The sequence below is a fragment of the Myxococcus sp. AM010 genome (assembly GCF_013372585.1).
Taxonomy (GTDB): Bacteria; Myxococcota; Myxococcia; order Myxococcales; family Myxococcaceae; genus Myxococcus; species Myxococcus vastator.
The window spans coordinates 69,359-82,685 of record NZ_JABXEO010000020.1 but is presented as its reverse complement, the minus strand read 5'-3'; the positions used below and the strand labels follow the sequence as shown (position 1 = coordinate 82,685).

16 protein-coding genes are annotated in these 13,327 nt (G+C 70.9%); 11 read left to right on the top strand and 5 right to left on the bottom strand.

Annotated features, from left to right (window positions below; all coding sequences use genetic code 11):
- Positions 1–84: 84 nt before the first annotated feature.
- Positions 85–786, top strand: a complete 702-nt coding sequence (locus tag HV826_RS12945; protein WP_176417322.1) for a TetR/AcrR family transcriptional regulator — start codon at positions 85–87, stop codon at positions 784–786.
- The gene (locus tag HV826_RS12940) at positions 735–1,517 is read left to right on the top strand and encodes an enoyl-CoA hydratase/isomerase family protein (RefSeq protein WP_176417321.1); all 783 of its coding nucleotides are present in this window, start codon (positions 735–737) and stop codon (positions 1,515–1,517) included. Before HV826_RS12945 ends, HV826_RS12940 begins: the two co-directional genes overlap by 52 nt.
- Positions 1,518–1,523: 6 nt before the next feature.
- Here HV826_RS12940 and HV826_RS12935 read toward each other — a convergent pair whose 3' ends face one another.
- Complete coding sequence (locus HV826_RS12935) at positions 1,524–2,513, bottom strand: M23 family metallopeptidase (RefSeq protein ID WP_176417320.1); 990 nt, start codon at positions 2,511–2,513, stop codon at positions 1,524–1,526.
- Positions 2,514–2,813: 300 nt separating this feature from the next.
- Between HV826_RS12935 and HV826_RS12930 the strand changes: the two genes are divergently transcribed.
- From HV826_RS12930 to HV826_RS12895, 8 genes are all read left to right on the top strand, one after another.
- Positions 2,814–3,338 (top strand): hypothetical protein, encoded by a 525-nt coding sequence (locus HV826_RS12930; RefSeq protein ID WP_176417319.1) that lies wholly within the window; start codon positions 2,814–2,816, stop codon positions 3,336–3,338.
- Between the two features lie 18 nt (positions 3,339–3,356).
- The gene (locus tag HV826_RS12925; protein WP_176417318.1) at positions 3,357–4,121 is read left to right on the top strand and encodes an endonuclease/exonuclease/phosphatase family protein; all 765 of its coding nucleotides are present in this window, start codon (positions 3,357–3,359) and stop codon (positions 4,119–4,121) included.
- Between the two features lie 144 nt (positions 4,122–4,265).
- Positions 4,266–4,727 carry a phage holin family protein gene (locus tag HV826_RS12920; RefSeq protein ID WP_176417317.1) on the top strand — a complete coding sequence of 154 codons (462 nt, stop codon included), beginning with the start codon at positions 4,266–4,268 and terminating at the stop codon, positions 4,725–4,727.
- The gene (locus tag HV826_RS12915; protein WP_176417316.1) at positions 4,717–4,938 is read left to right on the top strand and encodes a DUF3618 domain-containing protein; all 222 of its coding nucleotides are present in this window, start codon (positions 4,717–4,719) and stop codon (positions 4,936–4,938) included. Before HV826_RS12920 ends, HV826_RS12915 begins: the two co-directional genes overlap by 11 nt.
- 37 nt (positions 4,939–4,975) lie before the next feature.
- Positions 4,976–5,176 (top strand): hypothetical protein, encoded by a 201-nt coding sequence (locus HV826_RS12910; RefSeq protein ID WP_163783003.1) that lies wholly within the window; start codon positions 4,976–4,978, stop codon positions 5,174–5,176.
- Between the two features lie 34 nt (positions 5,177–5,210).
- Positions 5,211–5,645 (top strand): hypothetical protein, encoded by a 435-nt coding sequence (locus HV826_RS12905; RefSeq protein ID WP_176417315.1) that lies wholly within the window; start codon positions 5,211–5,213, stop codon positions 5,643–5,645.
- Positions 5,646–5,685: 40 nt separating this feature from the next.
- Positions 5,686–5,985: a YtxH domain-containing protein gene (locus HV826_RS12900; RefSeq protein WP_176417314.1), complete on the top strand. Its 300-nt coding sequence runs from the start codon at positions 5,686–5,688 to the stop codon at positions 5,983–5,985.
- Positions 5,986–6,096: 111 nt separating this feature from the next.
- Positions 6,097–7,020, top strand: a complete 924-nt coding sequence (locus tag HV826_RS12895) for a hypothetical protein (RefSeq protein WP_176417313.1) — start codon at positions 6,097–6,099, stop codon at positions 7,018–7,020.
- 22 nt (positions 7,021–7,042) lie between these two features.
- Here HV826_RS12895 and HV826_RS12890 read toward each other — a convergent pair whose 3' ends face one another.
- Entirely contained in the window at positions 7,043–7,894 is an 852-nt protein-coding gene (locus tag HV826_RS12890) for a hypothetical protein (RefSeq protein ID WP_217917964.1), read from the bottom strand.
- 143 nt (positions 7,895–8,037) lie between these two features.
- Here HV826_RS12890 and HV826_RS12885 point away from each other — a divergent pair, with 143 nt between their 5' ends.
- Positions 8,038–10,575, top strand: coding sequence for an adenylate/guanylate cyclase domain-containing protein (locus HV826_RS12885; protein ID WP_176417311.1), 2,538 nt, complete (start codon positions 8,038–8,040; stop codon positions 10,573–10,575).
- Between the two features lies 1 nt (position 10,576).
- On the opposite strand, the gene HV826_RS12880 is transcribed toward HV826_RS12885, so the two are convergent.
- From HV826_RS12880 to HV826_RS12870, 3 genes are all read right to left on the bottom strand, one after another.
- The gene (locus HV826_RS12880) at positions 10,577–10,942 is read right to left on the bottom strand and encodes a (2Fe-2S) ferredoxin domain-containing protein (protein WP_176417310.1); all 366 of its coding nucleotides are present in this window, start codon (positions 10,940–10,942) and stop codon (positions 10,577–10,579) included.
- Between the two features lie 155 nt (positions 10,943–11,097).
- Complete coding sequence (locus tag HV826_RS12875) at positions 11,098–11,862, bottom strand: NADH-quinone oxidoreductase subunit I (RefSeq protein ID WP_176417309.1); 765 nt, start codon at positions 11,860–11,862, stop codon at positions 11,098–11,100.
- A 42-nt stretch (positions 11,863–11,904) separates the two neighbouring features.
- On the bottom strand, positions 11,905–13,326 hold the full coding sequence (locus HV826_RS12870) for a complex I subunit 1 family protein (RefSeq protein ID WP_176417308.1): 1,422 nt from the start codon (positions 13,324–13,326) through the stop codon (positions 11,905–11,907).
- Position 13,327: the final 1 nt, after the last annotated feature.

Genomic DNA, 13,327 nt, shown 5'->3' with positions numbered 1-13,327 from the left:
CCAGGAAGGCATTGACCCCAGGGCCCGCCCTCCGTAGGTTCTCCACTGGTTGACTGGCGAATCACCCGCCGGTGGAGGACAACCGTGGGTCAGCAGAGCAAGCCGGCGGCGGACGGTGGCACGCGCGAAAGCGAGCGCCGCCGCACCATCCTCCGCGCGGCCATCGACGTGTTCGCGCGCAAGGGCTACCACGGCTGCCGCATCGCGGACGTGGCGAAAGAGGCCGGCGTCGCGTACGGGCTCGTCTACCACTACTTCAAGAACAAGGATGAGCTGCTCGAGACGGTGTTCGACACCGGCTGGAGCGGCTTCGTCACGCGCGTGCGCGCGGTGGTGGAGGGCGAAGGCTCGCTGGCGGAGAAGGTCCACGGCATCGTCGAGGTGGCCTTCGAGGCCTACCGGGTGGACCCGCGCGCGGTGAAGGTGCTCATCCTGGAGATTGCGCGCAGCCCGGCGGGCTCGCGCATCAACCGGCAGACGGCCTTCGTGGACGCCATCCGGCTCAGCTCGGCGCTCTTCCACGCCGCGCAGGAGCGGGGCGAGTTGCGGCGGGGGTTGGACCCGCACCTGGCCTCCGCGCTCCTCTTCGGCAACATCGAAATGGCGCTCACCGCCTTCGTCGTGGGGCTGGCCGACGCGCGCGACCCCGACGCGCTGGAGCGGGCGAAGTCGCAGATTGCCGACTCCTTCCTCTACGGCGTCCTCACGGGCGCCCAGGCCGCTGAGGTGTCCGAATGGAAGCCGGAGAAGTCCGCTACGAAGTCCAAGGCCCCCAAGCGCTCCTGACCATTGACCGGCCCAAGGCCCGCAACGCCTTGTCCCCGGGGGGGGTGCGCGAGCTGATGGCCGCGCTGGAGCGGGCCGAGTCCGACGCCGCGGTGCGCGTGGTGGTGCTCACGGGCGCGGGTGAGAAGGTCTTCTGCGCGGGCGGGGACCTGGGCACCCTGGCCGGTGACGCGGGCTTCCTGGCCACGCACGAGGGTCGCCGCTCCTACGGGCGGCTGCTGGCGCGCTTCCAGGAGCTGCGCAAGCCCACCGTGGCGCGCGTCAACGGGCACGCGCTGGCGGGAGGCCTGGGGCTGGTGCTCGCGTGTGATCTGGCGGTCGCCGTGGAGGGCGCGGACCTGGGCACGCCCGAAATCGACGTGGGCCTCTTCCCGATGATGATGATGGCGCTGCTCCAGCGTCACCTGGGCCGCAAGCGCGCGCTGGAGCTGGTGCTCACCGGAGACCGGCTGCCCGCGCGCGAGGCGCTGACGTTGGGGCTGCTCAACCGCGTGGTGCCGGCCGCGGAGCTGGACGCCGCGGTGGGCGCGCTCGCGGGAAAGCTGGCGGGAAAGAGCCAGGCGGTGCTGGCGCTGGGGCGCCGTGCCTTCTTCACCGCGGAGGACCTGCCGCTGCCCGCCGCGCTGGAGTACCTGGCCTCGCAGCTGTCGCTGAACGTGCTGGCGGACGACGCGGGGGAGGGCATCTCCGCGTTCCTGGAGAAGCGTCCCCCGAAGTGGAACGACCGCTGACGGCGGCTACGGCGTGCCCAGCCGGGTGTTGCCGCCCCGGGCGACGCTGGGCGGCAGGTGCGGGAAGAAGTCCAGCTTCAGCAGGTTCGCTCCGTCCACCCACAGCCCGTCCACCTTCACGCCCCAGTGCAGGTGCGGGCCGGTGACGCGGCCGGTGCTGCCCACCTTGCCCAGCACCTGGCCCTGCTTCACCCGTGCGCCCGTCTTCACGTCGATGCGGGACAGGTGGAAGTACGCCGTGTAGAGCCCCGCGCCGTGGTGCACCAGCACGGTGTTGCCCGCCGCGTAGTTGTCGCGCGCCATGACCACCGTGCCGTCGTTGGCGGCCTGCACCGGAGTGCCCGGGTCCCCGTCGATGTCCACGCCGAAGTGCTGGCTGGACAGCTTGCCGTTGAAGGTGCGGCGGTCGCCGAAGGGCGCGGTGATGCGGTCCTCCCGCGGCCACGCGAAGTTCCGCGAGAAGTGCGGCGCGCTGAAGTCCTGGGCGAAGGCCGCCGCGAAGGCGCGGCGGTCCGCGGCCATGCGCCTGCGCACCGACGCGGGCGGCTTCACGTACTTGCCGGCCACGCGCAGCTCGCGTGACGGGTAGCCGGACTCCACGATGTCCAGCGTGCCTTTCAGCTCCACCTGCGGCGCGCCCGGGATGACAGGGCCCATGGCCGTCACCTCCGCGGCACCGGGCGTCAGCTCCACCGGCAGGCCGGAAACGGCCAGATAGCCATCGCCCCAAGGGAAGAAGCGCAGCGCGCGTCCGGCGAGCGTTCCGGTGGGAGGCGCCGTCACGCCGCTCACCCTCACCAGCACCGGGTCTCCCGGCTTGGCCGCGGTGGGCTGCAGCGTCAGCTGGGGCGGGGCCTCCTGGGGGGCGTTTTCGCTGGACGCGCCCGCGGGCACCGGGGCGGTTTCGGTCGCACCGGCCTTCGCTCCAAGTGCGAGCAGGGCGAGGAGCAGGAAAGGGGACTTGGAATACTTCCGGCCGGGTGCGTGCGAAGACATGGGCCGTTTTTACACCACGTCGCGCGCAACTCTTCCCGGGGTGTGGTGTTGATTCGCCGCACGCTTGCTCCGCCCCTCGAAAGCGCTCGGCATGTCGCCTGGGTGGGAGGACGGCCGCACGCCTCCTCTGCGCCAGGCCGACGCCAGAGGTTGTCGGTACTTGGACGACGCATCCTGTCCGCGCGCCGCCTGCCTGGCCGCAGGGCAGGCGGGCCACCAGGGCACATTCCGTCAAGGCGTACCCGGGGGACTGGGGGCTTCCTAGCTTCTGAACGGACTCGTTGACTGGGAGATTCGCGGATGCCTCGTCCCTATAGCTTTGACCACTACCAGGTTCCGAAGACGCTGCCGGCGCCGAAGCGAAGCCTGCGTCGGCAGGACAAGGCGCGGCTGGCCCATTCCAAGGCGCATCCCGAGGCCATGGAGAGCCACGAGGGCGTTCACTACGGCAAGCGCTTCGCGGAGACGGAAGAGCGCTACATCGCGCATCAGATGGAGGCGCAGTTGGAGGAGCTGGCGCGGCCGGAGCCGGACGCCAAGTTCTCTCATGGCCCGGAGTTCAAGGCGGCGGGTGGCGCGTCGAAGCGCAAGGCGCGCCCGACGTCCGCGCCTGTCGTGGGAGGAACGGCGCCGATTGGCGCGCTGCCCCCCACGCGCGAGCAGCCGCCGCGCGGGCGCCTGCCGGAGCTTCGCGACGAGGTGGCGCATCAGCTCCAGGCCCTGCGGGGTGGGCTGGGCGACGCCGTCAAGGCCGTGTCCCGGCTCATCTTGCTGCCCGTCACGGTCGTCCGCATGGCCGCGGGCCGCATCCTTCCGCTGTCCTGACCTGGGTGAGCGACGCGCGTGGAGCTGAGTCTCGTTTCGTACAACATCCATAGTGGTATCGGGACGGACGGCCGCTTCGACCTGGGCCGGGTGGGCGCGGTGCTCCGCGAAGTGGACGCGGACATCGTCGCGCTCCAGGAGGTCGGCGACTTCCGCGCGGTGACGCCTCGGGAGGACCAGCCAGAGCACCTGGCGGACATGCTCGGGTTGCACATGGCCTTCGGCCCCAATGTCGTGCGCAACGGCCGGCGCTACGGCAACGCCATCCTGTCGCGGCTGCCCATCCTCAAGTCGAAGAACTACGACTTGAGCGTGGGCCGCCGCGAGCCGCGGGGCGCGCTGCGCTGCGACCTGGACATCGGGGAAGGGCAGCAGCTCCACGTCTTCTCCCTCCACCTGGGCCTGCGCCTGGGCGAGCGGCGCAAGCAGGAGGCGCTGCTGCTGTCCTCGGACATCCTCCGCGATGCCGCGCGGAAGGATCCGTTGGTGGTGTGTGGAGATTTCAACTATTGGGGCAACGGCCCGGTGCCCTCGCTGGTGCGCGAGGCCATCCACGACGCGGCGCTGGAGCTCGGCGCGCCCGCTCGCACGTACCCCACGCGCCTGCCCCTGCTGCGGCTGGACCGCATCTTCGTGGACGCGGGCGTCCGGCCGCTGTCCATCCATCCTCACCGCACGGAGCTCAGCCGGGTGGCGTCTGACCACCTGCCCCTCGTGCTGCGCTTCGAGAGCCCCATCGCCGTGGAGCCTTCCGTCTCTCCCCCGGTGCAGCTCATCGGGTAGACTGGGCGGATGGGCTGGCGCGCGCGTTCACTGGCCGACGCTTGCGGGTGCCGGACAAAAACTCCGTGACGTGGTTGTCGCGGAACGGGTGCATGCCTAGGTTGGCCCGCACCTGAGAGGCCGTATGCGTCGGCCGGAGAGCGCATGCACGTGGGAAGTGAACAGGCGGAGCGCGGAATCTCCGCGCTCGTCGGGCGCATGGCCGACGGCTTCAGCCGGCTGGTGACGCAGCACCTGCAACTGGCGCGCATGGAGCTGGCCGAGGACGTCAAGGCCACGGGCCTGGACGTGGCGATGATCGTGGCCTTCGTGCCCTTCATCCTCGTGGGTTATGGTTTCGTGTGCGCGGCGCTGGCGGCGTGGCTGTCCACGTGGTTGGGGTGGCCCGGAGCGCTGGCCGGAATCGGCCTGCTGAATCTGGTGGGCGGCGTGGGCGGCGCGATGTGGGCGGTGAACCGGCTGAAGGCGCGCCGGATGATGGACGATTCGTCACAGGAGCTCTCGCTCAGCGTGGCCGCGCTCACCAACACGGCCCCTGCCGCATCCGCGAACGCGCTCCAGGGGACGAACAGTGAAATCTTCAAGGAGCCCCCGCATGGCCGGTAGCAATGGACAGTCCAAGGCCTACGGCCCCCGCAGCAGCGCGGACCTGCGCGCCGAAATCGAGCGCACGCGCGCCGAGCTGGCCACGTCCGTGAGCGCCCTCCGCGAGGAAGTGGCCGTGGCCGCCGACTGGCGCCAGTGGGTGAACCGCAATCCCTACGCCTGCGTGGGCGCCGCCTTCGTGGTGGGGCTGTGGCTGGGCTCGCGCGACTGACGACTTCCGTAGTACCCCCAATGAGGAGCTGACTTCGATGGAGATGAATCCGCAGCAGATGGCCGACAGGGCCCGTGAGTTGCAGGACCGCGTGGTGCCGCAGATCGACGAGGCCCGTCAGAACATCGTGGACCTGAACCACCGCGTGGTGAGCTTCATCCGCGCCAATCCGGGCACGTGTCTGCTGGGCGCCGTGGCCGTGGGCTTCCTCGTCGGACGCATTGCCTCGCGCCGCTGAGCCGCGCGCTGGAACCACACGAGAGGGTGAACGCATGACGACGTTTCCAGGTGCATCGAGCAATGGCACGCCGCAGGACCCGCAGGGGAGCGGCTTCGGGCAGCGGGTGGACCACATTGGCAGCGACGCGCAGCAGCTCTGGTCCGACGCGCGCAGCGCGGTGACGGACTTGGGGCAGACGCTGGACCTGCGCGGACGCGTGGAGCGCAACCCGTACGGGATGATGGCGGCCGCCGTGGGCGTCGGCTATCTGCTGGGCGGCGGGCTCTTCACGCCGCTGACGGCGCGCATCCTCCGGCTGGGCGTGCGCCTCGCGGCGCTGCCGCTCGTCAAGGATGAGCTGATGGGCATGGCGGAAGCGGCCTTCCAGGGCTATCAGACTGGACGTGGTATGGCTGATCCGGGCCCGCAGGGCTCCGCGTCGGCGAATGCCAGCTCCGCAGGAACTCCTCGCCCGCCGACGTACTGAGTCCGGGCTCTCCTCCACCCCACAACCCCTGGAGTCGCAAATGGTGAACTTCAACAACCTCAAGAAGCTGGACAAGGACGACCTGCTGCACCTGGTGGGCCTGGAGACGCGCCGGGACACGGTGGACACGCTCCTGCCCGTCGTGGGCGCCTTCGCCGCGGGCATCCTCGTGGGCGCGGGCCTGGGGCTGCTGCTGGCGCCCAAGACGGGCAACCAGCTGCGCGATGACCTCCGTCAGCGCCTGCACACCGGCCAGGAGTACCTGTCCAACGCGGTCGGCCGCTCGTCCGAGGGCGCGGCGCAGACGGGCCCGCAGGGCACCGTGTCCCGCACCTCCTGATTCGCGGCATCCGCCGTACACGGCCCCGGACGGGGCCATGGGCCTCCATTCGCGCCGGCGACGGCCGCGGGTGGGGGCCTTCCCGTTTGGAGCCGGTTAGAGTCCACCGCCGTGAGCGAGACGACGCAGGGAGGGGTGGTGAAGCCCGCCGGGGCCAGCGAGGGCGTGCGCCCGGACGCGGCGCTGGCGCGGCTGCGCGCGCTGGAGACGCTGGAGTCCGGCTACGAGGCGTGGCTGGAGCTTCAGGTGGAGCATGCGGCGTCGCGGCTGCGCTTCCGCGAGGAGCGCGAGCGGTTGGAGCAGCAGGGCTCGTTCCTGCTGGGCGCGGTGCGCGCAGCGGGGCTGACGCCGCCGTCGGGCGCCGAGCCCGCGCTGGTGACTCCGCCGGCCGCTCCGGGGGACTTCCTGCGGGACGCGGAGGACAAGCTGACGCAGGCCCGCGACGCGCTTGCCCTGCGCGAGGCGCAGAGCGAGGCGAAACATGCCGAGGCCTTCGCGGAGATTCGTGCCACGCTCAAGGACCGCATCCAGCGCTACCTGAGCGCGAGCCGCCCATCCCTGACGTTGCTGCTGCGCCGCGTGGGGACGGAGCGCGCGATTCTCCATCTGAAGCGCGTGTCCGGAGACACGCCCGTGCTGCTGTGCTTTCTGCTGACGGGCAGGATTCCGTCCCGGTACGGCTTCCTGCTGGATGACTCCACCGAGGACGTGTCGCTGCCGCCCGCGCCGCTCTACGCCGATGAGGGCGTGGCCGCGGAGGAGGTGCGTCCGGACGCGGCGGGGCTGGAGGCGCGCGTGCGGGGGGCCGGGGAGGTGGCGCCGCTGAAGGGCTTCCTGCCCTTGTTCGTTCCTCGCCCTTCGGGAGGCGAGGACTTCTTCCGGTTGCTGCAGCGGGGCGTGGTGCTGGAGGTGGAGGTCTCAGACGGGACGGCCTTCCGCAATGTCCTCTCCCGCGAGGAGTCCGAGCGCTTCGCGGGGCACCTGCTGCGCCTCAAGCTGGAGGGGCGCATCGGGCTGGACATCGAAGTGGGCTGACGCGCCGCCGAGGCGGTGCTTCCTAGCGCGTGCGCACCACGCCCACCTCGGCGGTGCCCGCCAGCAGCGCGCTGCCGAGGAACAGGTTGCCGGACTCGGCGCCGCCCATGCGCACGGCGTGGAAGATGACCAGGTAGGTCTGCTCGCGCTGGGGGAACGCGGTGGCGGGAATCGTCACGCGGGCCTCGCGGTACGGACCCGGCAGGCCCACCAGTTGGAGGAACTGGACCGGCGTGGAGGGCAGGTTGGTGTACGTCGGCTCGCCCTGCGCGCCCTCGGCGCTCAGGGGCACCACGGTGACGAAGCCGAGCGTGCGTTCGGTGTTCGCCGGGGGCGCGGGCCGGTCAAAGGACAGGGGCGTGCTCGCGTCGATGCGCAGGAAGCCTTCGGGCGGGTGCAGCGCGGCGATGGGCTCCTTCATCGGCGCGTCGTCCACCTGGCCCACGTAGCGCGTGCCACCCCGGTTCGCGATGAACTGGTACGTGGCGCCGGACTGGTAGGTGAAGTCGGAGGCGCCCACGCTGGTGCGGCGGTAGTTGCCGGAGCCCTCGTCCGTGAGCGCCGTGGCCTGGCCCCCCACCGGCTGCACCGTGAACTCAGCCCCCGACAGGCCGGAGGGCTGCGAGTCCTCCCCCGTCCGGCTGCCGAAGAAGAGGATGGCGGCCGTCTGCGCGGGCAGGGCGATGACGTCGCCGCCGTCCGGGCTGAAGGTGCCCGCGTCATGGCCTGCCAGCGCGGAGGCGGAGACCTCGACCTCCGGGGTGGAGAGCAGCGTGCCGACCATGACGTGCTCGGCGGTGAGCTGATCCAGGTCGCAAGCCAGGAAGGCGAGGGAGGAGGCGGCAAGCGCCGCGGACACCAGGGTGCGTTTCATGGGAACGCGAGCATAGCAGGTGCCCACGTCACGACGCCCGCGCGCGGGCCCGTCTCGGGGTATCCTCCGGGCCACCCGTGCAAGGTCACCGCGTTCACTCCGCAGGCCGGCGCTTCCTGAAGCGGCTTGGCGTCTCGCTGTTGATGGCCCTCCTCTTCGGAGGCGTGCTGGGGCTGCTCGTGTACCTGCGCCCCACCAGCATCGTGCCGCCCAAGGATCCGCCGTCGGCCTGGGTTCCCTCCGCGGCGGTGAACGCCGCGCAGGCCTGGCTGGAGGGCTGGGAGCGCGTCACCTACGACTGGCGCGTGCGGGAGCTGGGGGAGCGCTCCGAGCGCCCCGACGAGGCCGTCGTCATCGCCATCGACGACGAGACGCTCGCCGAGGCCCGCCAGGATGTGCGCCCCGGCGTCGCCACGCAGCCCTGGCCGCGCCAGCTCGTGGGCCGCATGGTGCACCGGCTGGTCCAGGAGGGGGCGTTGCTGGTGCTCGTGGACCTGCCCTTCACGGACCTGAGCCCCAACGCCTGCGCCGAAGCCTCGCCCGCGTCGTCGCTCTCCTGCGACGACGCGGCCTTCGCCGCCCTGCTGGCGAAAGACGCGGGCCGGGCGCTGCTGTCGTTCACCTGGGAAGCGCAGGGCCCCCGGGTGTTGCCCCCCGCCAACCGCCTGTGGCCGTACCGCGTGAAGCTGGGCGTCTATGACGCGTCCGAAGCGGCCTCCCTGCGCGCGCAGGCCGTGCTCGCGGCGCAGCGCCCCGCCTTCATCATCCCCGCGGGCAGTCAGGTGGAGGTCTGGGGCGGCGCCACGGACGAAGCGGACGGCAAGGCGCTGGGCTCGCGCCTGGGGGCCACCGCGCACGTCCTGGAGGAGCGCCGCGCCGCGGATGACAGCTATCGCGTAGGCCCCACGGAGCTCTTCGTCGCGCTGGCGGAGGTGCAGGTGGAGGGACTGGACGCGGCGGGCCTCATCGAGCTGCGCCAGGTCCAGCACCCCGTGGTGCCGCTGTTGAACGGCAGCGCGGGCTTCGGCGCGTCCACGCTCGTGGCGGGCCGGGACGGGCGCGTGCGCGCCGTGGCGCACCTCATGAGCTACACCGTGCGCGGCAAGCGCCACATCCTGCCGTCGCTGCCCCTGGCCGCGGCCATGCGGCTGGCCGGTACGCGCACGCTCCGCTACGCGGACGGCAAGCTGCACGTGGGAGACCAGTACGCGTTCCCCATGAGCGCCTCGGGCCTGAGCCTGCTGCGCTGGGACGCGCCCAACGCGGGCCGGGGCTCGCGCGGCTCGCTGGCGCGCTCCATCCGCGCGTGGAACGTGCTCCTCAACGTCTTCGACGTGGCGGACGAGCGCCCCGCGCGCTTCGAGAATGACCTGGAGGGCCGCACCGTCGTCCTCACGCGAACCGCCGGCGAGTCCGCGCACCTGCGCCCCACGCCCCTGGGGCCACAGACGCCCGGGGGCGCGATTCTGGGGCAGGCGCTGGCCAACATCCTCCGCTCGGAGGGCATCACCCGCGCGGCGCCAGACTTGGACCTGCTCCTCACGCTGGGGCTGGCCTTCCTCGGGGCCTTCCTGGCGCTGTCGCTCAGCTTCCTGCTGCGCTCGGTGCGCGGCGCCGTGCTCTACGTGGGCTTCCTGGTGGCGGCGGGCGCGGGCTACACCTTCGGCGCCGCGTACGTCTTGGTCGAGCAGCGGCTGTGGGTGGCCATGGCCGGGCCGCTGCTGGCCATGGTGGGGGCCTTCGTCGCGACCATCCGCTACGCCTACGGCACGGAGCGGCAGATTCGCGACTTCGTGCACAACGCGCTCGGCCGCTACGTCAGCCCGGACGTGGCCCGCCTGGTGGCGCGGGACTTGAGCCTGATGCGCCCCGAGCGCCGGCAGATGTCCGTGTACGTCTGTGACATTGAAGGCTTCACGCGGCTGTCGGAGGGCATGCCGCCCGAGCAGCTCGTGGGCCTCTTCAACGCGTACCTCACGGAGATCTCCGCGGTGGTGCGGTCCACGGCGGGGCAGGTGGACAAGTACATCGGCGATTCGGTGATGGCCTTCTGGGGCGCGCCGGTGCGCACGGACCGCCACGCGCACCTGGCCTGTGAGGCGGCGCTGAAGATGCGGGAGGTGCTGACCGAGCGTCAGCCCGCCTGGGAGAAGAAGTACGGCCACCGCCTCAGCTTCCGCGCGGCCGTGGACACCGGGGAGCTGGTGGTGGGCGACCTGGGCAGCGAGCTGAAGTCCAACTACACCGTGCTCGGAGACGCGGTGGGGCTGGCCTCGCGGCTGGAGTCCATCAACAAGGTGTACGGCACCTACGTGCTGGCCGGGGACACCACCGCGCAGCTCGCCAGCGGCAGCTACGTCTTCCGCGTGGTGGACCTGGTGCGCTTCAAGGGCCGCCCCCAGCCGGTGCGCGTGCATGAGCTGGTGGCGCGCCGCGGAGAAATCACCCCCCGCATGCAGGAGCAGCTCGCGCTCCACGAGCAGGCCCTCACCGCCTACCACCAGCGCCGCTTCGCGGAGGCGCACGCCCTCTTCGAGCGCGCCTCGCACGAGTACCAGGACACCGTCGCCGCGCTCTACGCCGGCCGCTGCGCCCGCTTCCTCGTCACGCCGCCGCCCGCGGACTGGGACGGGGTGCACGGCATGGAGGAGGGCGCGCCCACCACCGCCGCGGCGGCATGAGTCACGGCTCGCCGCCGTCCGAGTCCGGCTGGCCGAAGAGCTCCTTCACGGGCGCGTCCTTCGCGATGTGCTCCGCCACCACGCGGCGCATCTTCTCCGCCGTCATCGCCGAGTAGTACACCTCGCCCGGCCAGCCCATGAGCTGGTAGTCCTCGGGGGAGAGCGGGTCTCTCTTGCGGCCGGTGTCCTCGCGGACGACGACGTTCGGCCCCATGTGGCAGAAGCCGTAGCAGCCGCCGCGGTACAGCTCGCAGCGCGGCGCGAGCCCCTGGGCGGAGAGGGTGTCCCGGGCCTCGGCGTGGACGGCGTCCGCGCCGCCCGCCTTGCAGCTGGAGCCCTTGCACACCGACACGCGGTAGCGCTTCACGGCGGCGTCTCCATGAGGCCGCCATCAAGCGTATTGAAGAGGTTCAGCTTCACCACCAGCCCCCTGAAAAAGCGCCGGCCCGCCTACCGCTTCAACGCGGGAGGGCGGGCCGGGAGTCCTGGTGAGGCCGGTACGGCCTCACTGGGAACCTGGATTCACTTGATGAACTTCGTCACCTGGATGGGGCCCTGCTGCGTGACGACCGTCTGGTGGCCCGCATGGGCCCCCGCGGGCAGCGCCTTGCCGTGGCCGTCGTGCTCCGTGTGCGGCAGCTTCAGCTCCACCAGGCCCTCGCCGATGCGCGTGTGCGCTTCCTTGTGGACGTGGTGCGGCTCCTCGGAGCCCTCGCGCTTGTTCCACGGGTCCGACGGGTGCGACACCGGCGCGCCCTTGAGCAGCTTCGGGATGTCGTAGACGAAGTTCTGCCGCGTGTACTCGGGCGGGGTGTGCGTGTAGGTGTCCATGCGGATGGCGTCCTTGGGGCACGCATCCACGCAGAGGCCGCACACGATGCACCGCAGCTCGTCGATGACGAACTGGGTGGGGTACTTCTCGATGACGCGGTCCTCGGAGTCCGAGGCTTCGTCCTCGTACTCACCCGCCTCGATGTAGATGCACTGCGCCGGGCAGATGGTGGCGCACATGTAGCAGGCCACGCAGCGCGGCTTGCCGTCCTCGCGCGGAACCAGCCGGTGCAGGCCGCGGTAGCCCTCGGGGTAGATGGGCTTCTCCTCGGGGTACGCCACCGTCGTCATCAGGCTGGCGCCTGTGCGGTCCACCACCTGGGTGTTGGTGTCGCGCGTCCCGAAGAGGTTGCGGAAGAAGTGCTTCGCGGTGATGCCCAGGCCGCGGAGCAGGTTGGGCACGTAGGTCCGCTCGCGGATGTCCGTGCGAGGGTCCTTGCTTACCTTGTAGGCCATGATGGTTCTCGATTCCCGGATGCTGGGGCCGAAAGGTGCGGCCTAGTGGGTGGACGCCGGGGCCGCGCCGTGGGCGTGCGCCGGCACGTCATGGGCACCATGCCCGCCGTGTCCGTGGTCGTGGCCATGGGCGCTGCCGCCCTCGGGGACCTTCGTCGTCGTCGTCAACACCACCAGGAGGCCAATCTCCGCCAGGCCGAGGATGGCCAGCGCCCGCAGGGACGGATCCCAGAGGACCAGCGCGCCGGTCACGAACACGTTCACCAGGCCGATGGGGAGGAGGATCTTCCAGCCCAGCGACTGAATCTGGTCGTAGCGGAAGCGGGGGAACGTCCAGCGGATGAGCAGCTGCACCCAGATGAGGAACAGCACCTTCAGCCAGAACACCGTGCCCAGGATGGTGCCCAGCAGCCAGCCGTGCTCCTGCATGACGGGCAGGTTGGCCAGCCACTCGTTGCCGAAGGGCAGGTGGTAGCCGCCGAAGAAGAGCGCCGTCGTCACGCCGGCCAGCACCACGACCTCCACGAACTCGGAGATCATGAAGAGGCCGAACTTCATGCCGGAGTACTCGACGAAGTAGCCGATGATTTCGGACTCGCCTTCCGGCAGGTCGAACGGGGCGCGCTTGGTCTCCGCGAAGGACGCGGCGAAGAAGAGCAGGAAGCCCAGCGGCTGGATGAAGATGCCCCACGCGGGCAGCCCCAGGTCGAAGGCGCCGTCGGTGCGCCACAGGTACTGGGCCTGGCCCGTGCCGCCGGTGAGCGCGCTGCCGATGTCACCGATGATGGCGGGGAACTGGACCGAGGAGAACGTCAGGAAGAGGCCCACCAGCGACAGGCCGAGCGCGACCTCGTAGGAGATCATCTGCGAGGTGGCGCGCACGCCGCCCAGCAGCGCGAACTTGTTGTTGGAGGCCCAGCCGGCCAGCGCGGTGCCGTAGACGGCCAGCGAGGCGATGGCGAGCACGTACAGGACGCCGAAGTCCGGCGTGGCCACCACCATGTCCACGTTGCGGCCGAACACCTGCACCGACGGACCGGCGGGCACCACGGCGAACAGGGCGAAGGTGGGCGCGAAGGCCAGGATGGGGCCCAGGTTGAACATGAACCGGTTCGCGGTGGCCGGAATCAGGTCCTCCTTGGTCAGCATCTTCAGCACGTCCGTGAGGATGTGCGGGAGGCCGCCCAGCGAGCGGTTCTTCAGGCCGGGCAGGGCGATGCGCGCGCGGTTGGGGCCCATGCGGTCCTGGATGAACGCGCTCCACTTGCGCTCCGCCATGGTCAGCAGCGTGGCGATGACCATCACGAAGATGAGGACGAGGAAGAGCACGTTGGTCAGCCGGCTCGCGCCAGTGAACCAGTGCTCCTCCACCAGGCCACCCACCAGGTAGGCCGACGCCATGCCACCCGCCATCAGGAAGACGATGGTGAACATGGCGACGAGAATCGTCAGTACGCGGCTCATG